The organism is Clostridium sp. CAG:265, assembly GCF_000436575.1.
In the GTDB taxonomy this organism is placed as follows: Bacteria; Bacillota; Clostridia; order Clostridiales; family Clostridiaceae; genus Clostridium; species Clostridium lentum.
This window is the reverse complement of the sequence record NZ_FR886633.1, coordinates 1-23,426: the sequence shown is the minus strand read 5'-3', so window position 1 is coordinate 23,426 and position 23,426 is coordinate 1. Positions and strand designations below refer to the sequence as shown.

The window sequence follows — 23,426 nt, the reverse complement described above, 5'->3', positions numbered from 1 at the left end:
TTTTGATGGATATAGATAAAATTTAATTATTGACACAAAATAAATAAGTAGATATGATACTAAAGACTAATGGAATAATAATGAAGAGGAGATGAATAAATGAAATTAATATTAAAGTATTTAAACAGATATAAAGGTTTAGTTTTATTAAATATAATTGGTGTATTAGGATTTGCTTTAGTTGAGTTAGGTATACCTACAATAATGGCTACAGTCATAGATAAAGGTATAGCTTATAATGATATAAGCTATATAAAGAAAATGGGAACTGTTATTGTTATTATATCTGTGCTAGGTGTTATGGGGTCAATACTTTTAGGATTTACTTCAGCGAAGATTTCCACCAGCGTTGTTAGAGATATAAGAAATGATATCTTTAAAAAGTCTCAAGAATTTTCTCATAGTGAATACGATAGATTTGGTATATCATCAATGATAACTAGAACTACCAATGATGCCTTTCAAGTTATGCAATTTACTAATACTATTTTGAGAATGGCAATGATATGTCCTATTATGTTTATCATAAGCGTATTTTTAATTTTATCAACAAGTGTGAGATTATCTGCTATCTTATCAGTTACCTTACCACTTATTGTTTTAGGCGTATATTTAATTGCTAAAACATCCCATCCATGGTCTCAAACACAACAAAATAATTTAGATAAGCTTAATAGAATATCTAGAGAGAATTTAACAGGAATTAGGGTTATTAGAGCTTTTGGTAATGATGATTATGAAAGAAAGAGATTTAAAAAAGTTAATAATGCATATGCTTTCATTTCAAAAAAGCTATTTAAACTTATGTCAGTGGCTCAACCTACTTTCTTTTTATTATTAAACTTAGCTATAATAGCTATATTCTGGATGGCTAGCAAGATGATAAATATTGGCTCATTGCAAGTTGGGCAATTAGTTGCATTTATAGAATATTTATTTCATGCAATGTTCTCTTTAATGTTATTTTCTAATGTTTTTGTTATGTATCCTAAAGCACAAGTTTCAGCAGAAAGAATACAGGAAATATTAGATGCAGAGCCTATGATTAAAAATCCAGAACAAGGAATTACTGAAACAAATAATGAAGGAACATTAGAATTTGAAAATGTTACATTTGTTTATCCAGATGGAGAAGAACCAGTAATTAAAAATGTTTCATTTAGTGCTAAAAAAGGAGAAACCATTGCTTTTATTGGTAGTACAGGTAGTGGAAAGTCAACACTTATTAATCTTATACCAAGATTTTATGATGTAACAGAAGGAAGTATAAGAATTGATGGTATAGATGTGAGAAAGTTTAATTTAAAAGCACTAAGAAAGAAAATAGGCTTTATAAGACAAAAGAATTTATTATTTACCGGTACTATAAAAAGTAACATAAAATTTGGCAAACCTCATGCTACTCATGATGAAGTTGAAAATAGTGCAAAAATTGCACAAGCTTATGATTTTATTACTACTAAAGAAAAGGGCTTTGATGAACCTATAAGTGAAGGAGGCTCTAATGTATCAGGAGGGCAAAAGCAAAGATTATCAATAGCTAGAGCTTTAGTAAGAAAATCAGAAATATATATATTTGATGATAGTTTTTCAGCCCTAGACTTTAAGACAGATGCTATTCTTAGAAAGGCTTTGAAAAAAGAAACTAAAGATGCAATTGTTTTAATAGTAGCGCAAAGAATAGGATCAATCATGGATGCAGATAAGATAATTGTATTAGATGAAGGAAAAGTTGTAGGCGTTGGTAAGCATAAAGAATTGTTAAGTACTTGCAACGTATATCATGAAATAGCATTATCACAACTTACAGAGGAGGAACTTGCATAATGAATAAGATAAAAGATACAATTAGAAAAATAGCCCCCTTTGTAAAAAATTATAAGAAAGGGTTTATTTTTGCCATAATACTTATTATTTCAGCAGCTGTATTTACAGCTCTTGCTCCTATGGTGGAAGGTTTTATAATAACTCAACTTACCAATGATTCTCTTGATATAATCAGAGGTGTTGAAGGCGCTAGTGTAAATTTTAAATATATACTAAAGGTATTGGTGATTCTTGTATGTATATATTTAGGTAATGTATTATCAACTTATGGGGCAAGTTTTTTATTAACTAACTCTATACAAAATAGTATGAGAGACTTAAGAGGAGCCATACAGGATAAGATTAAAAGATTGCCAGTAAGTTATTTTGATGGAAACAGCTATGGTGATGTATTAAGCAGGATTACTAATGATATTGATACTATATCAAATGCTTTGCAGCAAAGTTTAAGTCAGATAATTAATTCTATTTTAGCAGTTTTATTAGCTTTGATTATGATGTTTAGAATAAATGTAAAAATGGCTTTTGTGGCAACACTAATAATACCATTAAGCTTTCTTGTATCAAAAATTGTGGTAAGTAAATCACAAGGCTATTTTAAAGCACAGCAAGATGCTTTAGGAAAGCTAAATGGAACTGTACAGGAGATGTTCACAGGTTTCAATGAGATAAAGCTATATGGTAAAGAAGAAAGTGCCATAAATGAATTTGTTGAAATAAATAGTAAATTACAAGCTTCAGGTTTTAAAGCTCAATTTATTTCCAGTACAATGGGGCCTTTAGTATCACTAGTAAGTTATCTTGGAATTGCTGCCATTGGAATTATAGGAGCAATTACAGCAGTAGCTGGTAGAATTACTGTAGGGAATTTACAGGCTTTTATAAGATATATTTGGCAAATAAATCAGCCATTATCACAAGTAACTCAATTATCATCAGCAATACAGTCAGCTTTTGCAGCGGTAGATAGAGTGTTTGAAATCTTAAATGAAGAAGAGCAAATTCCAGATAAAGAGCAAAGTGTCAAACTAGATAATCCAAGAGGAGATGTAAGTTTTGAACATGTAAAATTTGGTTATAATGATGATAAAATATTAATTCATGATTTAAATGCAGAAATTAAAGCAGGACAAATGGTGGCTATAGTTGGACCAACTGGTGCTGGAAAAACTACGTTAATCAACTTATTAATGAGATTTTATGAGCTAAAAGGTGGCTCAATAAAGATTGATGGAGTAGATACTCGAGATATGAAGCGTGAAGATTTACGTAGTCTTTTTGGAATGGTACTACAGGATACTTGGTTATTTAATGGTACTATTGAAGAAAATATAAAGTATGGGAACTTTAATGCCAGTAAGGAAGATGTTATATTAGCAGCAAAGATTGCTAATGTACATCATTTTATTAAGACATTGCCAGAAGGCTATGATATGGTATTAAATGAGGAGGCATCTAATATATCACAGGGAGAAAAGCAGCTTCTTACCATTGCAAGAGCAATACTATCAGATCCAGCTATTTTAATATTAGATGAAGCAACTAGTTCTGTAGATACAAGACTTGAGCTTATGTTACAGCAAGCTATGCAAAATGTAATGAAGGGAAGAACAAGCTTTGTTATAGCTCATAGGCTTTCAACTATAAAAAGTGCTGATTTAATCCTTGTAATAAAAGATGGTAATATAATTGAACAAGGAAATCATCAGGAACTTATGGCTAAAGGTGGTTTCTATGAAGAACTATATAACAGTCAATTTGCTGAACAATAGGATATTGATGATAAGGAACTCTAAGGGAGTTCCTTTAATCTTTTTTTAGAAGCTATTAAAATAAGAGATGGGTTTAATTACATAAGTTTTTTTTATAAACCTATTTAAATTTTTAATAAATGCAATATAATGAATAATGGCAATATTTATTATGTTAAGAGTTAATAGCAAATATAAGGAGAGGAAAGGTACTTGGAAAATGATTATGATGCTTTCGTTAATAGTAGTTTTAATATTAATTTTATTTTTATATAATAAAGATATTTTTCATAGAGATACAGTTATAACTATAGTGACTAATTTGCCATTAGGAATTTTCAAAGATGAAAATAAAAAGAAAATGGTTAATGAAAAAGAGCAAATTCATATTAAAAAAGATGAAAATAATATTAAAACTGAACAAGTAATAAATGAAGCACCATTAGCAAAAATAGAAGCTGATGAAAAGGTAGAAGAGATAGTTGAAAGCAATGAAAGTATTGAATTTCCAGAAGAAAAAGAAATTATAGTCTATTGGACACCTAATGGTAAAAACTACCATATGAAAAACACTTGCAGGACTTTAGCAAGAAGTAAGGTAATCCTTAGTGGAAATACTTTAGAATGTGAAAAAGCAATATGTTGTGAGCATTGCAAAATTGAAGAGGATAAAAATAAGATATAGTAATGCTATATCTTATTTTTATTAAGTAAATAATAGAGAGATTTTTCGCTTGGAGTTTTTAAATAATTTTAAGATGATATTCTCATCATTATAATTAGGATTAGAAATAACAGAGATATGAATTTCTTTTTTATTAACTCCGTTTAATCTATAGTTTATATTTTTTAAATAAATATCTATAAAATGAAGGCTATTATTAATAAGACTTAGTTTTTTAAAATACTTCTTGGCAAGAAGTAGATTATTAGTATAGTAATAGCATAAAGCAATTTCCATTAAGAATTTTTCTGAGTGAATAAAATACACATCCTTTTTTATTAAAGAAAGCTTTTCTAGATAGATAAGAGCTTTATCATATTCATGCCTTTGAGAAAAAATAAGACCAAGTCTATACATACAGTAATAATTTAAATCATTTAAGGAAAGAGACTTAGTAAAGTATTTTGCTGCTTTATCATATTTTTTTAAGGATAAAAAATAATCACCATATATTCTAAAAAGCTCATAATCATTATCATAAATTTTATATGCTTCAGATAAATAATTAAGAGTTTCATTTATATTATTATCTAACGAGTATAATGCAAGACTTCTTAATTTAAGGTACTTATCTAAATTTTCAGCATTAATATTTTTTAAATGGCTATATGATAATGGATGTAGTTCATATAAGTTTTTGAAAAGAATGTCTATATTTAGGTTAGTATATAAGTGAAAAAGCTCTTTTTTTCTATCTAGCCATTTAAAGTGATTAGAGAATAAGATAAATACTTCGTTAGGAATGAACTTATGAGTTGTTAGATATTCAATGATTATTTGTTCAATATAAAAAGAAAGGTTTTCTAAAGAGAATATCTGATAACTTAATAAGTCTTTCCAGTTATTAATATCTATTCTTAGTTGGAAGTTAGTATAAATTTCATTTAATTTATTAATAAGTAGAGTTTCTTTTGTAGTAATAAATCTTTTATACATTGGTGCTGAAGTGATTTTATCATTAGGTGGATTTTTTATTTTTTCTTTGATAGCATTAATATATTTTTTAATAGATGCATTTAGGGGGGTTAACTTATTTAATAATTGGAATAAATCTAAAGCTTTAATATATTCATAAGAATAATAATAGCTTAAAGCTAAATCAGTTAATGCATCAATATCAAGATTATTTTTTAATTTTGAAGTGTATTTTTCAAGGCAAAGAATTGCTTTAGTATATTGTTTTGTTTTTACTAAAAGATGCCCAAAACTCGCTAAGCAGTACATATCAGAGCTATTTATTTCTAAAGCCTCTCTAAAATATCTTAAGGCGCTTATGGTGTCATTTTTATTAAGGTAATAGGCACCAAGAAGTCTTAATAAATCCAAATCATAAGAGTAGATAGTATAGGCCTTACTAAGATATTCAATAACATTCTTATCACTAATATAAATAAATGCTTTTTCTCGGAGTTCAAGATATTCTTCTATTTTATCTTTGCTGATGGTTGAAAGATAGTTATAGCTTAAATTAAGAGGATGATTTATTTCTTGTAGTAGATAATCAATGGTATTTTTAGGATATTTTTTATATAGCTCAGCTTCTCTTTCATTAAATTTTAAATATTTATCAAAAAGCAAAAATATTTCATGAGGTATATATCTATGAATAAAAATATAATTTATTAAATCATTTTCTAAAACATTTAGTATTTCTTTATTGATAAACATATAAGATTTTAATAATTCTATCCAGCTATCAATATTGAATCTTAAGACTGGATTGGTGTATATATAGTTAAGATTATAATTAAAATCAGATATGTAATTTTTATTATCTAATGAGTCATCACAATAGCTTTTGATATTTTCATAAGTATAATCAATTGAATTGTTAGATAAGCATTTAGACATATCTTTTACTGAAGTATTTACCAGTGACATTGCTTTTACATAAGCATTTGTCAGTATTGTATATTCATTAGTATCTTTTTCAAGGTTATAGCATTTTATTAATCTTGAATATGCTTTTTTTATTTCCCTTAAATCTTTTGTAGGATTAATTTCTAGTACGGTCCAACAACTCATATAATACTCCTTTCATTTATGAAAAGTAATATAATTATCATAACATAAATTGTATAAAAATGGAAATGGATATGAAAAATTTATATTTATATAAGTATAAAGTAGATATTTTAAAATAATAAGTGAAAAAATAATATAAAAAAATAAAATGACATAAAGTATGTAAAATTGAGGACAAAATTTAGTTGCAAATCATATATTAAATTGTCAGATAATAATTATAAAATTAATAAGGAGAGAGCATATATGCTAATTGATATAGTTCTTGTTTATGCCGTAGGCAGAGGCGGATTAGAAAATGTTATATCAAAAGTATATAATGGATTAGTTAAGAAAGGGCATAGAGTTAGAGTATTTCAAGCATATAGGCCGGAATATATTGAGTGGGAAAGAAATTTTGACGAAATATATTATTATGGTGAAGATATTCCTTTTTCTATGATAAATTCAGGATTACATCAATATGCAATGAAATATAGACAGGCTATTGAAGAAAAGGGAAGGCCAGATATAGTTATTGCAACTCAATCCACCAGTTTGAGTTATATTTGTAATGTTGCCTTAAACGGGAAAAATTATAATGTAATTCCGCAAATTTCTTGGTTGCATGGACCTGTAAGTGCCTATGGAGGTCGAGAACTTTTAAGCTTTAGTAATTCACATATGGCATTATGTAATAAGTTAGGTGATGATTTAGCATTAGCTTTAGATAGAGAAAATATATATGTTGTGGGAAATCCAGTACAGATTAAGAATTTAGATGTTATAAATAGACCTAAAGAAATACTGACCATATTATCATTAGGAAGGTTGAGTCCAGAAAAGGATATTGAGACTTTAATTAATGCTTTAGCAATTTTAAAAAAGCCATGGAGGCTTATAGTAGTTGGTGATGGGGGACATTATTCTACTTTAAGAACTTTGGCAGAAGAAAAGAATATCAATGAAAATATTCAGTGGACTGGATGGCATGAAAATCCTTGGGATACTGTTAAGGAAGCATCTGTTACAGTAATTTCATCATTATATGAAGGTTTTTCAATGACTACAGCTGAATCATTAGCTAGAGGGATTCCAGTGGTTACTACTAAATGTGGTGGTCCCGAAGATATGGTGGTTGAAGGCGTTAATGGATGGTTATACCAAGTAGGTGATTATATTAGATTAGCAGAAATATTATCTAAAATTCAAGATGGTAAATATATTTTGCCAAAGGCAGAAGTTTGTATTGATTCAATACAGAAGTTTGATGAACAAGTAGTTATAAATAAAATTGAAGAAGTGATAATAAAAACTTATTATAAATTTTATGGTTTTACACGTGTAAGATAAAGAAGTTAGGTGAAAAAAGATGTTAATAGATATAGCATTATACTATGTTGGAGGACGAGGTGGAGTAGAAACTGTTACTACAAAAGTATATGAAAATCTTAAGAAAAAAGGTCATAGGGTAAGGGTGATTATAGCATATGTTCCTCCTTACTTAAAATGGATAGATTCCTTAGGTGAAGTTTATTATTATGGAAATGAAATGAAAAATGATTCGTATGAATATTTAGGAGAAAGCTATAAACAACTTATGGAGAAAATAGGATTACCAGATATATGTATTGCAGCTCATATACCATTTCAAAGCTATATATGTAGTTTAGGTATTAATTGGGAAAAAACAGATAAAGTCATACCAATTTTATCTTGGATCCATGGAGATATAAATATTTATAAAGATCCATTTTTAATAAGCTATGCTAAGGCGCATTTGGCGATAAGTTCGGCAGTTGGTGATGGAATAAGAAGCTATGATAAGGAAAAAAATATATATTTAGTTAATAATCCAATTAGTATAAATAAGGAAAATATTATAAAAAGACCGCAGGATGGTATTTTTAAAATTTTAAGTGTTGGAAGGCTTGAAGAAGAAAAAAATTTATTTATGCTTATGCATGCTTTAAATAAGATAAGAGGAAAATGGAAAGCTAATATAATTGGTGATGGTAGTAAAAGAAAGGTATTAGAAAATGTTGCTAAAATATTAAGAATAAATGAAAATATAAGTTGGAGTGGGTGGAAAGAAGAACCGTGGAAAGATATAGATGAAGCTAGTATATGTATTTCAACTTCAAATACAGAGGGATTTTCTATGGTTCTAGCAGAAGCTTTATCAAGAGGTATACCAGTTATATCAACTAAATCTGGGGGACCTAAAGATATAGTTCAAGATGGAGTTAATGGGTGGCTTGTTGATAAAAATGATTATTTTAAGGTTGCAGAAATAATAAATAATATAATAAACAACAAAATAGAATTGCCTTCACAAGAAGTGTGTATATCATCAGTAGAAAAATTTGATGAAAATAAAGTTGTTTCAAATATAGAAAATGCAATTATTAAAGAATTAAAATAATAATTTAATTAGTTTATGATTAAGTGTAAAAGAAAAAACTCTAATTATATTAATTAAAGTATTTTTCTTTTACATAATTTGCATATATTTTATAAACATTTATGGAATAAGTTACGAAAGTAATAATATGAACAAAATTTTAAATTAACAAATGATAATGAAGACAATATAAAGTTTTTGGTATTAGCAGTAATATAGTTGTTGTGATTAGCAATAACTTTTTTAACATAATTATAAAAAGAAAAAGGTGAATTAAAATTTATGGAAGAGTTAAAAAGAACAATTAATGATATATTTAGTGAAGAAATAATAAAATTAGTTATAAGTAACAAGGTTAATAAAGATGTAAAATATAATAAGATAAATATTCTTTTAAAGGAAATTAAAACTAAAAAATATTATCAAATAGAAAAGTTTACAGATAAACAGGTATTTCACAAAAATATATCATTGGAGGAAATTAAATCTGTGGTATTAGAATATACATCAGGAAATTACAAACAATTCACAGCTTGGTCAAATGTAACTACATATGATGTGAAGATTTCTAAAAAAGGAAAGGTACATTGTAGCAAGAAAGATGGAAATAACGAAAAATTTGCTAAAAAGGGACATAATAAAGAAAAGAATTATATACTTAAAGAAGGAATGATAATAGAACCGTTAATAGACTTAGGTGTATTTACTAAAGAAGGAAAAGTGATAAATTCTAAATACGACAAGTATAAGCAAATAAATAGATTTATAGAGATAATTGACGATGAGATAAAGAAGAATGATTATAAGGAACTTACAATATTAGATTTTGGTTGTGGAAAATCATATTTAACATTTGTTTTATATTACTATTTCGTAGAAATTAAGAAAATTGATGTAAAAATGATTGGTTTAGACTTAAAAGAAGATGTAATAAAAAAATGTAACGATATTGCTAAAAATTATGGATATAAAAATTTAAGTTTTGAACTAGGTGATATTAATGGATATAAGTATAATAATAATGTAGATATGGTTATTACACTTCATGCCTGTGATACAGCCACAGATTATGCTTTATATAATGCAATAAAGTGGAATGCAAAAATGATTTTCTCAGTTCCTTGTTGTCAGCATGAATTTAATGCTCAAATGAAAAGTGATAATTTTTCAATATTAACTAAATACGGCATAGTAAAAGAAAGAATTGCTGCATTAATGACTGATAGTGTAAGAGCAAATCTTTTGGAATGTGCTGGGTATAAAACTCAATTATTAGAGTTTATTAATATTGCACATTCTCCTAAAAATATTTTAATAAGAGCATCAAAAGCCAATATATCACAAGAAAAACAAGAGAAATCTTTAGAGGAAGTAAAATCATTAATTAATGAATTTAATGTGATTCCTACGTTATATAAATTATTAAAAGAAGATAAAATAATATAAAAAAACTTCCAGTAGTTTTAGCTACTGGAAGTTTTTTTATTAAATTGTAACAAAGCTATAATGATATATAAATAATCAATATTCAAACTAATATTATAAAAATATGAATAAAATCAAAAAAAATACATTAATGTATATTTTTATAAAATATTATGATAAAATCAGAGTATTATTAACATTTGGAGGTAGTTTATGGGAAAAGTAAATAATAAATATGGTTTAGTAGCTTTAAGCAGTGTATTTGCCTTAAGCATGTTTGGCTGTACTAAAGTAGGATCAGCAGCAGAAATGGGAAGATACATAGAAGAATTCTATGATGCACCAGAAGGAATTTATGATGTAAGAGACTTAAGAGTTCTTTCAGATGGTACTATAGGAATGTTAGCGTATGGGGAAAAAGAAATTGAACTTTATATATCAGACGATGAATGTCAAAACTGGAATAGAAAAGAGATAAATTTACCACAGGGTGATTCGGAAAATAGCATGCTATCAGTAAATAATGCTATTTTGTCAAAAGATGGAAATATTTTTATTTCATATTATTTTTATGATTATATGAAATCTGAAGAAGATGAAAATTTAAAAGAGGAATCAGTGGATGACAATGCAGAAGATGCTACAGATGATAAGTATTTTGAACCAGAATACAAATATGCATTTATAGATGATGAAGGGAGTATACATGATATTTCTTTAGATGAAATTTCTCAAAATACAGCAGAAGATGAGGATATGTCTTATAGTAGATATTATTATACATTTAAGTTTGCTAAGAATGGAGACATTGTATTCTCCAATGATAATGGAATGATATATCAATTAGATCCAGCTAGTGGTGAGATAAAAAATGAATTTGTTTTAGATGATTCATATATTAGTGATTTTACTACTGTAGGAGATTCTTTAGTTATTGTTGGAGGTAATTCTGTAAAGGAATATAGTTTAGAAAGTGGTAAAGAACTAGGAAATATTAAACCTTTAGAAAGTGAAGTATTATATGAAAATAACTCAAATTTCTATGGTATTTCAAATATATTTTCTGATGATGATAAAACTATATATTATACTAGTACCACAGGGCTTTATAAGTATAAATTAGGTGAAAAGGAAGTAGAGCAAATCATAGAAGGGTCATTAAGCTCCATAGGTGATGACAATATGTATATTAGTACGTTTGTAGTAGGCAAAGATAATACTTTCTTGGCTTGTGGACAAGATTATAACAGCTATGAAGTTGGTACAAGTATCATAAGGTTTACTTATTCAGCTGATACACCAAAGGTTCCAGAGAATCAAATAACAGTTTATTCATTATATGAAAATTATCAGATAAGACAAAATATAGTGCTATATCAAAAAGCTAATCCAGATATATATATTAAGCTTGAAATTGGTACTTCAGGTGAGGATGCTGTTACAGAATCAGATGCTTTAAGAACTTTAAATACTGAGATAATGGCAGGTAAGGGTCCAGATATAATATTACTTGATGGTATGTCAGAAGCATATTTTGAACAAGGATTATTAGAAGATATAAGTGATGTTATAGCAGATTATACAAAGAATGACTTATTATTTGAAAATATAATAGATGCATATACAGATAAAAATGGAAAAGTATATTCAATTCCAACAAAGATTACAATTCCAGTAGTGGTAGGAAAAACTGAATATGTAAGTTCAGTTACTGATTTACAGACATTAAGTGCAGCATTAGTTAAATCAGCAGAAAACTCTGGTAAAGCCAATGATGATAAATATGTTGAAATGTATACTCCATCAATGTTAGTCAGTATGCTTTACTATGCTAATGGTAGTACTTGGTTAAATGAGGATAATACAATAAATGAAGATAATATAAAAGAATTTTTAGAGGAAACAAAAAATATATATGATGCATATTTAGCTACTTATGATGAAGCTCAATATGAAGAATATAAGGAAAGTATGCAGTCTTATATAGATGAATATGGTGAAGATATAGGGATTTATTATTTAGATAATTATTTAAATCCGATGAGTATTATGAATGAATCGTCTAAAAAGCTTGCAGTAGGGGTTATTAGTGGAAGAGATTTTATAGAGTATATGTATTCTTTAAGTAAAGGGAATCAAGATATATCTTATGCTTTAATTAATGGACAAACATCAGGAGTATTTGTTCCAAAAAACTTAATGGGTATTAATGCTAAAAGTGATAATAAGAAAATGGCTAAGAAGTTTATTTCTTATTTATTAAGTGAAGAAAGTCAAAGTAAAGAATCTTATGATGGTTTACCTATTAATAAAGCAGCTTTTGATAAAATTTCAGAATATCCATATGCCGATGAATTTGTTGGAGAAAATGGAGAAGGTTATAGTGAAGATCAATCTATTGGTACATGGGGATTTTCAAATGAAAATGGAACAACAGTGGAATTAAAAGTGTATTGGCCAACGAAAGAATATTTTAACAACTTTAAAGCTGAAATAGAAAGTTTAAAGTCGCCAGTTACAGTTAATACTATTGTTTTAGAGGAAGTGGCAAAAGCCTTTGATAAATATGCAAATGGAAATGCGACATTAGATGAAGTTGTTAAGAATATAGGCGATAATATTGATTTAATATTGGCGGAATAGTATGGAAAAGTTAAAGAAAAGGAAAAGAAAAAAATATGAAATGGAAGGGTGTTTTTTTATCCTTCCAAGCTTAATTGGGGTAAGTATATTTATTTTAATTCCATTTGCAGATGTGGTCATAAGATCTTTTCAAAGTCCAATAACTAGAGAATTTGTATTTTTTAAAAATTATATGGAGGTATTTAAAAATGCAGCTTTTAAGTTAGCAGCAACAAACACCATAAAGTTTGTTTTTATATGCATTCCATTATTACTGATAATTTCTCTTATTATAGCAGTATTAATGCAGAGGTTTGTAAGAAATGCTTATATAATAAAGACAGCTTTTTTAATACCAATGGCTGTGCCTATAGCTTCCATAGTATTGATATGGAAAATAATTTTTCATGAAAATGGGGCATTAAGTTCATGGTTAGTTAAAGTAGGGGGTCATGGATTTGACTGGATGAACACTAAATTTGCCTTTTGGATATTAGTTTTTAGTTATATATGGAAAAATCTTGGTTATAATATTGTTTTATGGCTAGCTGGTTTAAGCTGTATACCTGAAAGTGTATATGAAGCTGCTAGAGTTGATGGGGCCAGTGAATGGAAATGTTTTACACAAATAACTCTTCCTAATTTGAAGACTACATTATATACAGTAGCAGTGCTATCTCTTTTAAATTCCTTTAAGGTATTTAGAGAAGCTTATCTTATTGGTGGAGATTATCCTGATAAAAGTATGTATGTATTGCAGCATTTATTTAATAATTGGTTTAGAGATTTATCCTTTGGCAAAATGTCAGCAGGTTCAGTGATTATGGCTATAGTGATATATATTCTAATAGCATTATTACAAAAAGTATGGGAAAGAGAAAATTAAAGAAAGGTAGATAATATGAAAAAGAAAATAATAACTTTACTTTTATTTATTTTAGCAATGATAATGTGTTTTCCTATAGTATTTCTACTTTCAGGATCTATTATGGGAGCTGCAGAAATCAAAGAGTATTTGGGACCAGTATTAAATGATGGGAGCGGATATGTTACTTGGAGTGTACTACCAAAGTATGCTACTTTAAGATCATATGTAGAGCTTTTACTAGATACACCAAAGTTTTTTGTGATGTTTTGGAATTCTGTAGGTATGACAGTAAGTATTTTAATTGGACAGTTAGTAGTATCAGTAACAGCAGCCTGGGGATTTGCACGATATGAATTTCCATATAAAAAACTGCTATTTACTTTATATATAGTGCTGATGCTTATGCCTTTCCAAGTAACAATGCTTTCCACATATTTAGTGCTTGATAAGATTAAACTTATAAATACAGCAATGAGTATAGTGTTACCAGCAGTTTTTTCTACATTTCCTGTATTCATAATGTATAGATTTTTTATAAGTATTCCAGAAAGCATTATAGAATGTGCAAGACTAGATGGGGCTAGCGAGTTTAAAATTTTTATCAAGATTGGAATACCTCTTGGAAAGCCTGGAATTATGTCAGCAATGATACTTGGATTTTTAGAGTATTGGAACTTAATTGAACAGCCATTAACATTTTTAAAGGATAAGAGCCTTTGGCCTTTATCATTATATCTACCTAGTATTGGTCTGGAAAGTGCAGATGTAGCATTTGCAGCATCTGCTGTAACATTAATAACAGCAATAATAGTATTTTTTGCTGGTCAAAGTCATCTAGAGCAGGGAATAGCAGCAACGGCAGTAAAGGAATGATAGTATGAAGATAAAAGAAATAATAAAATATCAGTGGAAAAGCAAGACAAATAAAACCTTACAGCAAAAAGCCTTGAAGCTTTTAGCCTACTTTTTAGTACTAATGGTTATCCTTACTATATTATCAAGATTTGCAGATTCTTTATTGATACCAATTGTAAAGGTTGAAACATCAAAAGGAATGACTATTACTCATGAAGTTGAGGTAGATGGAAGTATAATTCAAAATAGAGAAGAGGGTATTGCTGTAGTGGAAAATTTAAAGGTTTCATATGTAAATGTATATCCAGGTAGTGAAATTAAAGCAGGGGATACATTGTTTGAAATAGATTTAACAGATTTAAAATCACAGATTCAGCAAATTGAAAGTCAAATATCTGAAAAGGAAAAGAATTTATCTAGAGCTACGGAGGATTATAATTTAGCAGTATCTAGGCAAGATAAAATAATTTCAGATGCATTAGCGGCATATAAGGAAGCTGAGGCTTTAGTTAACAAATATAATAATGCCAGTGAACAGGAAAAGCAATCATTAGATAAGGAAAGTATTGAATATGATTATAACTTAAAGAAATCGGCTTATGATCAAGCTACGAATGATAAAAGTAACAATCTTTTAGCAGAAAAGAGAACTTTAGAAGATATTAAGGAAGCATCTAATACTGATGAGCTTAAAAAGAAGCTTGAAAGCCTTAAAAAAATTGAAGGAGCAGAAGGAAAGATTGTATCAGAGAAGGAAGGTATTATAACTAATGTAGTAGTAACGGTAGGAGATATCACTAGTGGAGGAAGTACAGTATATTTAGCAGATAAAGAATCAGGATATAAGTTTGTAGCGGAATTATCTAAGGATTTAAAAAAATATGCTAAGCAAGGGCAATCAGTTGTATTGAAAATAGGTAGTTCCAATAATGAAATAGGAGATATAACCATAGATAGTATAAGTAAAAGTGAAAGTGATAATTATAATATTTCAGTGATACTACCAGTTGGTATAGGAGAAATAGGTGACTTAGGTAAGCTTACTTTATCTAGTAAGAGTAAGAAATATCAAGTATGTGTACCGTTAGAAGCATTGCATCAAGAAGGGCAAGATAAATATTATATCTTAGTGGTAGGAGAAGAAGAAACTATACTAGGAACAGAAAAAGTTGCTATAAGAGTTGATGTATCTATTGCAGATAAAAATGATACTTATGCAGCTTTAGAAGAAGGTACTATAAGCAATAGTCAGAAAATAATAATTAGTAGCAATAAGACTATAAAAGAAGGCGATAGAGTTCGTTTGGAGGAAGAATAAATGAAAAGGGTATTTAGCCATGTAATTAAGATAGCTTTAGTTTTGGCTATGATTATATGCTGGGTTTTATCTATAGGATACACCAATAGATTAGCTTCAGTAAAAAATACTTTTAACATATATTTTGATGAAGAAGAATATCTTCCTGCTGATATTTATAAAATGCAGAAAGAAGAAAAAGATAAGGGAAACTCTCTAGTATTTACAGGATGGCATGAAAAAGAAAAGCAAACAGTATTAAATAGTAATTTTAATAGAAGGGTAGAAAGTAACATAATATTTATTTGTGGGCAGTCTTCTCTTGTGGCAGAAGGACCTATATTATTTGAAGATGATATAAAAGGGTGCTTAATTGATGAAGAAACAGCATACAAGCTTTTTGGTAGCAATGACGTCATAGGTAATACAATTATTTATGATAGTGGAGAATTTATTATTAGAGGCATCCATAGAGCAATGGAAGATACTATAATAATGAAGGCAGAAAGTGATTCAAAAGATAAAATTCAAGGATTACTTATGGATATAAGCAATGATGGTATAAAAAATATAAAGCTTATAAGTGAGAGATATGGTGTAAAAGAATATGGCGTTAATTCTACAGTTTATTATAACTTAGGAAAAATGTGTACAAGTATGTTTCCATTGATAATATTGTTGATTATAGTATGGAGTGCTTTAAAAAAAGCTATTGAAATTAAAGATAGACCAGTATTGTTCATATTTAGTATTATGATGATAATAGTATGGATAACTGCATTCTTTTGTATAACAAGATACAAAATATCTATTCCAGTGGATATTCTTCCAAACAAATGGTCTGATTTTGATTATTGGAGTAAATTTTTTCAAGAATGTATGGATAAGATAAAATATGTTATTTATATGAAGAAATATATGCTTGATATTTATGTAATTTCATATTTAAATAAAATATTTTTATGCACTATAATAGCCATAATACTATTTTTCGTAAATAAGAGAAATATTGAGATTAACTCTATGAAAGAATTATTTATAAGTATTATTGCGTTATTTATTATTACTTTTATGGCTATTTATATATTAAAAGAAAGTATATTTATTAACAAATCTTCAGCGGTAATATGGCTTATATATCCATATTATTTATTATATAGATATGTATATTTGATTAAAGAGCAGTTTTTAAAAAGAATACTAAGATGAATTATGTATTAGAAAGTTTTAATCTATTGAAAAGTTTATAGAAAATAATAAATAAATGTATATTTTATTTGCACATTTAAAATCTTTATGATATATTAAATTTATAGATAAATAATAATTATTAATTAATAATCAATATAGAGGAGAAATAATTATGTTAGATCAAAAGACAAGAGATATAATAAAAAGTACTGTACCAGCATTAAAAACTCACGGATTAGAAATAACAACTACTTTCTACAAGAATATGTTTGCTAATAACCCAGAAGTAAAACCTTTATTTAATATGGACAAGCAAGATTCTGGTGAACAACCAAAAGCTTTAGCAATGACAATATTAGCTGCAGCTCAAAACATAGATAATCTTCCAGCTATTTTACCAGTAGTTAAGAAAATTGGAGAAGTTCACTGTAATAAAGAAATTCAAGCTGAACATTATCCAATAGTAGGAAAAAATCTTTTATTAACTATAAAAGAAGTATTAGGAGATGCAGCTACTGATGAAGTTATGGAAGCATGGGAAAAAGCTTACCAAGTAATTGCTGATATATTCATTTCAGTTGAAAAAGAAATTTATGAAACAAGAAAATAATCTAAAGAGATTGTATTAAAATAATATTTGATATTTCGTAGATAAAAAAGGGGATTTGCATTAAAAATCCCTTTTTTTAATGTAATATTATTATGAAATATTCCATTTATATAATTTTAAGATTTATTTATTTGATATATAATAGATATTATTAAAAAATAATTGTAAAGGAAGATACTATATGACAGAAATGATAAAGAAACCTGAATTATTAGCTCCAGCAGGTAGTTTGGAGAAATTAAAAATAGCATTTCAATATGGAGCAGATGCAGTATATTTTGGAGGAGGAGCCTTTTCACTAAGAGCTACGGCACAAAAGTTTACATATGAAGAAATGAAGGAAGGAGTAGAATATGCACATAGTTTAGGAAAAAAAATCTACTGTACAGTTAATATAATGCCTAAGAATAGCGAAATAGATGCTTTAATTGAGCACTTAAAAAAGCTAGATGAAGTTGGAGTAGATGCTGTTTTAGTTTCAGATTTAGGTGTACTAGCGTTGGTTAAGAAGTATACTAATTTAGCAATACATATAAGTACACAAGCAAACACAACTAATTATGCAGCTTGTAATATGTGGGAAGAGCTAGGAGCTGAAAGGGTAGTACTAGCAAGAGAAAGCACACTGCAAGATATTAAGGATATACGTAAAAATATTTCTCCAGAGTTAGAACTTGAAATATTTGTTCATGGAGCAATGTGTATTTCTTATTCAGGAAGATGTCTTTTATCAAGCTATATGACAGGAAGAGATTCCAATAGAGGTGCATGTGCACAAAGTTGTAGATGGAAATATTCTTTAGTAGAAGAAAAAAGACCTAATGAATATTTCCCAATAGAAGAAGATCAGCATGGAACTTATATAATGAATTCAAAGGATTTATGTATGATTGAGCATATACCAGAGCTTATGCAAGCAGGAGCACAATCATTAAAAATAGAAGGAAGAAATAAAAGTGAATATTATTTAGCACTAGTTGTTAAGGCGTATAGACAGGCAATAGATTTATACTGTGAAGATCCAGAAAACTATAAGTTACCTAAAGTATTATTAGATGAAATGTATAAAGTAAGCCATAGAGAATACCATACTGGTTTCTTCTTTAATGAGCCAAAGCATGAAGGAATAATTTATAAAACAAATAACCATGTAAGAGAATATGATGTAGTGGCAATTGTTCATGAATATGATGAAGAAACTCAAATAGCTACATGTAAGCAAAGAAATAAGTTCTCAATGGGAGAAAAGGTAGAAATACTTTCTTCAAACTCTGATGGTGGAGAATTTGTAGTAGAAGAAATTTATGATTTAGAAGGCAATAAATTAGAATCATGCCCACACCCTGGAATGATGTGCAAAGTTAAGATTCCATACAAAGTAGAAAAGAACAGCTTTATTAGAAAAGAGCTTGTTTAATATACATTAAGGAACAATTTTATTGATAAAAAAGGCGAATTTTGTTAAAAAATTGTTTTATTATTAAAAATATAGCTTTCTTTAACGGTTCATATCCTTTACTAATTGTATATATGAAATTATAATATTACTGTGAAAAAAATAAATTTAAGAATTTAGTTTATTATTCTAAATAATAAACAATAGGGGGAATACATATGAAAAGTTTACTTTTAGTTACGTCGCCACCAGCTTGTGGAAAGACATTTGTTTCAAAAGAATTAGCGAAAGCGTTAAATCCAATAGTATACTTAGATAAAGATACTTTAATTGGATTATCTAAGCAAATCTTTGTTGTTGCTGGAGAAGAGTATAACAGAAGTTCCGATTTCTTTGAAGAGCATATAAGAAATTATGAGTATGATGTAGCGTTAGATTTAGCTTTAGAAGCTTTAAACTACTGTGATACAGCACTAGTAAATGCTCCATTTACTAGAGAAGTAAGAGATAAAGAATATATGGATAACTTACGTGAAAAACTTGCAGAAAGAGATGTTGAGTTAGTAGTAATATGGGTAGAAACAGATCCAGAAGTATGTCACCAAAGAATGATTGAACGTAATTCTGATCGTGATACTTGGAAACTAGAAAATTGGGACAAGTATATAAGCAGGTGTAATTTTGAAAAACCAGATATTCCAGGACTAATGGTATTTAAAAATTCATCAACAGAAGAATTCAATGAATCAATAGAATCAATGGTAAAACATTTTAGAGGATAATTTTATTCTTTTGTGTTAGAAAATAATCATCAATCTAATAAAAAAAGTAGATAAAATTAAACTTATCTACTATTTTTTATTAGCTATAATTTATATATGATTTTTAACATTTATAATATGCGTATCTTTGATATATACTCTAGGAAGTCTAGATTTAAGCATACATGTAACTTCGTAATTGATAGTGTCAAGTTTTTTGGCCATATCATCTGCATTATATTTAAGACCATTTTTTTCGCCAAGAAGAATTACTTCATCACCAATTTTTACATCTGGAATATTTGTTACATCGATCATAAATTGATCCATGCATATGCGGCCTATGATAGGAGCAAATTCACCTTTAATTATTACTTTACCATTTTCAGCAAGTTTTCTTAAATAACCATCGGCATAGCCAACAGGTATAGTAGCCACAATTGTTTCATTACTAGTTTTGAATGTTCTGCCATAACTTACATACATATCTTTTTCTAGAGTTTTTACATTAGTTATTGTTGCTTTTAAGGTTAAAGCAGGCTTTAAAGCAAGGTTATTTTTATCTATTTCATCGGAAGGATAATAACCGTAAAGGATTATTCCGGCCCTGACAGCATCTAAATAAGTATCAGGTAAATCAATAATAGCACCACTATTAGCTACATGCTTAAGAGGAATATCTATACCTCTTTTTTTTAGTGTATCCATCACTGATATCATCTTAGTAAATTGCTCATGACTATATTCTTTATCTTTTTCATCTGAAGTAGAGAAATGAGTGAAAATTCCTATTACCTCAATTCCTTCTAAGGAACAAATTTCAGCTATGTTATCAATTGATTTTTCATTAGGCAAGAAGCCAATTCTCCCCATTCCAGTATCAATGGCAATGTGAATTTTAGCCTTTTTATTAAGGGTTAAGGCTATTTTTGATAACTCTTTTGCATAATCTAAATCATAAACAGTTTGTTCAATATTATTATTAATAAGCTCTTCACCTAAGTATAAAGGTGTAAAACCTAAAATCATTACAGGTGCAGTTATCTTATTATCTCTTATTTCAAGAGCTTCTGAAATCATGGCAACAGCAAAGCGAGAAACCCCATTTTCCAGCAAGGTTGGAATTATATCTATGACTCCATGACCATAACAGTTTGCTTTTACCACTGCAATTAAGTCTTTATCGCCAATTAATTTTTTTATATTTCTTGTATTATAAGCTATTGCATCTAAATCTATTTCAGCCCATGCAGGTCTTAAAATCTTTTTCATTAATAACACCTCGTATAAATTTTTAACTCTAAAAGTATTATATTACAAATATATAATAAAGATAAGAACCACTAGGGATATTAATTAAGCTTATAGTGGTTCCTTTATATATAAGATATAAATTATAAGAAGTATATGGTATAATTTATATATTGTGCTAAAATTGATAATGATTTATAATATTTTTCAATGCTCAATACAAGTTTTCTAGATATTTAACAATAAGGAAGATATAAGCAATATAGAGTAGAATTTAATATTCTAAAAAATCAAAAAATATTTGATAAGAAAGAGGAAATTGTTTTATGATGAAGGATTTAATTTATACTATACCTAAAGAAAAACATACTAAGGAAAATATCAAAGCCATATTAAAAAGTCATTCAGAAATTAAATTTGTTTCATTTGTAGGTGTTGACTTATCAGGAAATGATACAGATGAAAAAATACCAGTAAGTCTTTTTTTAGATGATTTAGAATCATTTATCAATGGAGTTGCTGTACAGACAGATGGATCTTCTGTTGTGCTTCCAGGAATAGCAACTCTTAATAATGCTAAAGTTGATATGATAGCGGATTTAAATGCAAAATGGTTTGTTGATTATAATTATGATTTTATGGATCCAGAAACTCAAAAACCAATTGGTACACTAAGAATTCCTTGTTTCTTACACCACGATAATAAGGCAGTAGATTCAAGAAATATACTTAGCTCTTCCATAGAAACATTTAAGGGCAATCTATGGAATATATTTGATAATCATCCTGAAGTTCTAGCAGGATATAATATATCTAGAGATGATGTAGAAGAAATTATAGTTACTTCAGCCACTGAATTAGAATTTTGGGTTAAGACTCCTAATGATGTAGCTGAAATAGAACAGTTATCAACATCTCAAGAATTACATGAACATTATTGGACTAGAACAAAAGGAAGTGTTCGTACAGCTTTAGAAGAAACACTTATACTGATGGAACTTTATGGATTTGAGCCAGAAATGGGCCATAAGGAAGTAGGTGGAGTTAAGGCTAAGCTAAGCTCAAGTGGCGATTTTAATCATGTAATGGAACAAATAGAAGTTGATTGGAAATATGCAGATGCTGTTCAAGCAGCAGATAATGAATTATTTGTAAAGATACTTGTACAGGAAACATTTAGAAGAAGAGGATTGGAAGTTACGTTCATGGCCAAACCAATTGATGGAGTAGCAGGTTCAGGAATGCACGTGCATTTAGGAGTGAGCTTAAAGCTTAAGGATGGCAAGAGAATCAATTTATTCCATACTGATAAAGAACACTTTTTATCAATTATTGGCTATGGTGCCTTAATGGGAATATTAAAGAACTATGAAGTTATGAATCCATTTATTTCTTCAACTAATAATTCATTAAAGAGATTAAAACCAGGATTTGAAGCACCAGTATGTATTGTAACATCACTAGGAATTTCACCAAGCAATCCTTCAAGAAATAGAAGTATATTAGTTGGCTTGATAAGAGATTTAGCAAGTCCATTAGCTACAAGGTTTGAACTTAGATCACCAAATCCTCATTCCAATGTTTATTTAACAATGGCCACATCGTATATGGCAATGCTTGATGGTATACTATATGCAGTAAATAATAATAAATCTCAAGATGATTTATTAGCTGAAATATCTAAAAAATCAGGGGAAGCTGCAGATTATTTAGAAAAAGATAGAGAGTATAGAAGTGAAGAGGATGTCTTCGAAGCATTTAGTGATGAAGAAAGAGATAAATACTTTGGTAAAGCACCAGCAACAATTTATGAAAATATCAGTGCCCTTGCTAAATATCCAGAAAAGGTGCAAGTATTAAAGAGAAATGATGTATTAACTGAACAACTGATAGATAGTGTAAAAATGGCAGTAACTAATAGATGGATTTTAGAAATAAGCCATAGAGTAATAAATAGCTATGGAGATAAGATAAGAGGATATAAGGCTCTACATTCAGTTGACAAGGCCTTAGATTTAGATATAACTAATTGGACTAATATAAATAATTTAAGAGTTTATATAATGAAAGACACATATACAAATAAGAGTTTATTCACTAGGATAAAAGAAGCTTTTGATAAGAAAGATTTAGAACTTGCTTCTAATCTGTATATAGAGTTAGAAGAAAAAATGGAAGAGCTAAGAAAGTTATACTCTTCATATAAGAGAAACCTATTAGATATTTAATATAATTATGAATGATGAACTTAAATTCATCATTCATAATTCATCATTATTATTGGAGATACTCATAGAATCACTCCTTAAAAATATACAATAATTTCCTATAAATATTTATTATCCTAAAAACACAATAAAAATCTGATTATCCGCTAAAACACAGTATCTATCAGCATTTTCAAGGGAACAAATACATCAATTTACTACTTATTTACTAC

The 23,426-nt window shown here is 28.1% G+C and carries 17 protein-coding genes; 15 read left to right on the top strand and 2 right to left on the bottom strand.

Annotated elements, in window-relative coordinates; all coding sequences use genetic code 11:
* Nucleotides 1-99: 99 nt before the first annotated feature.
* The 3 genes from Q5O29_RS09235 (at nt 100) to Q5O29_RS09225 (ending at nt 4,263) form a co-directional block, all read left to right on the top strand.
* The gene (locus tag Q5O29_RS09235) at nt 100-1,827 is read left to right on the top strand and encodes an ABC transporter ATP-binding protein (RefSeq protein WP_022212668.1); all 1,728 of its coding nucleotides are present in this window, start codon (nt 100-102) and stop codon (nt 1,825-1,827) included.
* On the top strand, nt 1,827-3,599 hold the full coding sequence (locus tag Q5O29_RS09230; protein WP_022212667.1) for an ABC transporter ATP-binding protein: 1,773 nt from the start codon (nt 1,827-1,829) through the stop codon (nt 3,597-3,599). Before Q5O29_RS09235 ends, Q5O29_RS09230 begins: the two co-directional genes overlap by 1 nt.
* A gap of 151 nt (nt 3,600-3,750) precedes the next feature.
* Nucleotides 3,751-4,263, top strand: a complete 513-nt coding sequence (locus Q5O29_RS09225) for a hypothetical protein (protein WP_302632044.1) — start codon at nt 3,751-3,753, stop codon at nt 4,261-4,263.
* Nucleotides 4,264-4,284: 21 nt separating this feature from the next.
* Here Q5O29_RS09225 and Q5O29_RS09220 read toward each other — a convergent pair whose 3' ends face one another.
* Nucleotides 4,285-6,327: a tetratricopeptide repeat protein gene (locus Q5O29_RS09220; protein WP_022212665.1), complete on the bottom strand. Its 2,043-nt coding sequence runs from the start codon at nt 6,325-6,327 to the stop codon at nt 4,285-4,287.
* Nucleotides 6,328-6,573: 246 nt separating this feature from the next.
* On the opposite strand from Q5O29_RS09220, the gene Q5O29_RS09215 reads away from it, so the two are divergent.
* The 11 genes from Q5O29_RS09215 (at nt 6,574) to Q5O29_RS09165 (ending at nt 19,756) form a co-directional block, all read left to right on the top strand.
* Complete coding sequence (locus tag Q5O29_RS09215) at nt 6,574-7,659, top strand: glycosyltransferase (RefSeq protein WP_022212664.1); 1,086 nt, start codon at nt 6,574-6,576, stop codon at nt 7,657-7,659.
* A gap of 19 nt (nt 7,660-7,678) precedes the next feature.
* Entirely contained in the window at nt 7,679-8,731 is a 1,053-nt protein-coding gene (locus Q5O29_RS09210; RefSeq protein WP_022212663.1) for a glycosyltransferase, read from the top strand.
* Nucleotides 8,732-8,992: 261 nt separating this feature from the next.
* Nucleotides 8,993-10,156, top strand: a complete 1,164-nt coding sequence (locus Q5O29_RS09205; RefSeq protein WP_022212662.1) for an SAM-dependent methyltransferase — start codon at nt 8,993-8,995, stop codon at nt 10,154-10,156.
* Between the two features lie 192 nt (nt 10,157-10,348).
* A complete protein-coding gene (locus tag Q5O29_RS09200) occupies nt 10,349-12,778 on the top strand; it encodes an ABC transporter substrate-binding protein (protein ID WP_022212661.1) in 2,430 nt (809 codons plus the stop codon).
* Between the two features lies 1 nt (nt 12,779).
* Complete coding sequence (locus tag Q5O29_RS09195) at nt 12,780-13,643, top strand: carbohydrate ABC transporter permease (protein ID WP_022212660.1); 864 nt, start codon at nt 12,780-12,782, stop codon at nt 13,641-13,643.
* Between the two features lie 15 nt (nt 13,644-13,658).
* A complete protein-coding gene (locus Q5O29_RS09190) occupies nt 13,659-14,498 on the top strand; it encodes a carbohydrate ABC transporter permease (RefSeq protein WP_022212659.1) in 840 nt (279 codons plus the stop codon).
* A gap of 4 nt (nt 14,499-14,502) precedes the next feature.
* The gene (locus Q5O29_RS09185) at nt 14,503-15,798 is read left to right on the top strand and encodes an efflux RND transporter periplasmic adaptor subunit (protein ID WP_022212658.1); all 1,296 of its coding nucleotides are present in this window, start codon (nt 14,503-14,505) and stop codon (nt 15,796-15,798) included.
* Nucleotides 15,799-16,986, top strand: a complete 1,188-nt coding sequence (locus Q5O29_RS09180; RefSeq protein WP_022212657.1) for an ABC transporter permease — start codon at nt 15,799-15,801, stop codon at nt 16,984-16,986. It abuts the gene before it with no gap.
* A 154-nt stretch (nt 16,987-17,140) separates the two neighbouring features.
* Nucleotides 17,141-17,578 carry a globin domain-containing protein gene (locus Q5O29_RS09175; RefSeq protein WP_022212656.1) on the top strand — a complete coding sequence of 146 codons (438 nt, stop codon included), beginning with the start codon at nt 17,141-17,143 and terminating at the stop codon, nt 17,576-17,578.
* Between the two features lie 181 nt (nt 17,579-17,759).
* Nucleotides 17,760-18,995 (top strand): U32 family peptidase, encoded by a 1,236-nt coding sequence (locus Q5O29_RS09170; protein ID WP_022212655.1) that lies wholly within the window; start codon nt 17,760-17,762, stop codon nt 18,993-18,995.
* A 197-nt stretch (nt 18,996-19,192) separates the two neighbouring features.
* Nucleotides 19,193-19,756 carry an AAA family ATPase gene (locus Q5O29_RS09165; RefSeq protein ID WP_022212654.1) on the top strand — a complete coding sequence of 188 codons (564 nt, stop codon included), beginning with the start codon at nt 19,193-19,195 and terminating at the stop codon, nt 19,754-19,756.
* A gap of 90 nt (nt 19,757-19,846) precedes the next feature.
* Here the strand turns inward: Q5O29_RS09165 and alr are convergent, their stop codons facing one another.
* Nucleotides 19,847-21,007 carry an alanine racemase gene (gene alr / locus Q5O29_RS09160; protein WP_022212653.1) on the bottom strand — a complete coding sequence of 387 codons (1,161 nt, stop codon included), beginning with the start codon at nt 21,005-21,007 and terminating at the stop codon, nt 19,847-19,849.
* A 305-nt stretch (nt 21,008-21,312) separates the two neighbouring features.
* Between alr and Q5O29_RS09155 the strand changes: the two genes are divergently transcribed.
* A complete protein-coding gene (locus Q5O29_RS09155; protein ID WP_022212652.1) occupies nt 21,313-23,214 on the top strand; it encodes a glutamine synthetase in 1,902 nt (633 codons plus the stop codon).
* Nucleotides 23,215-23,426 lie beyond the last annotated feature (212 nt).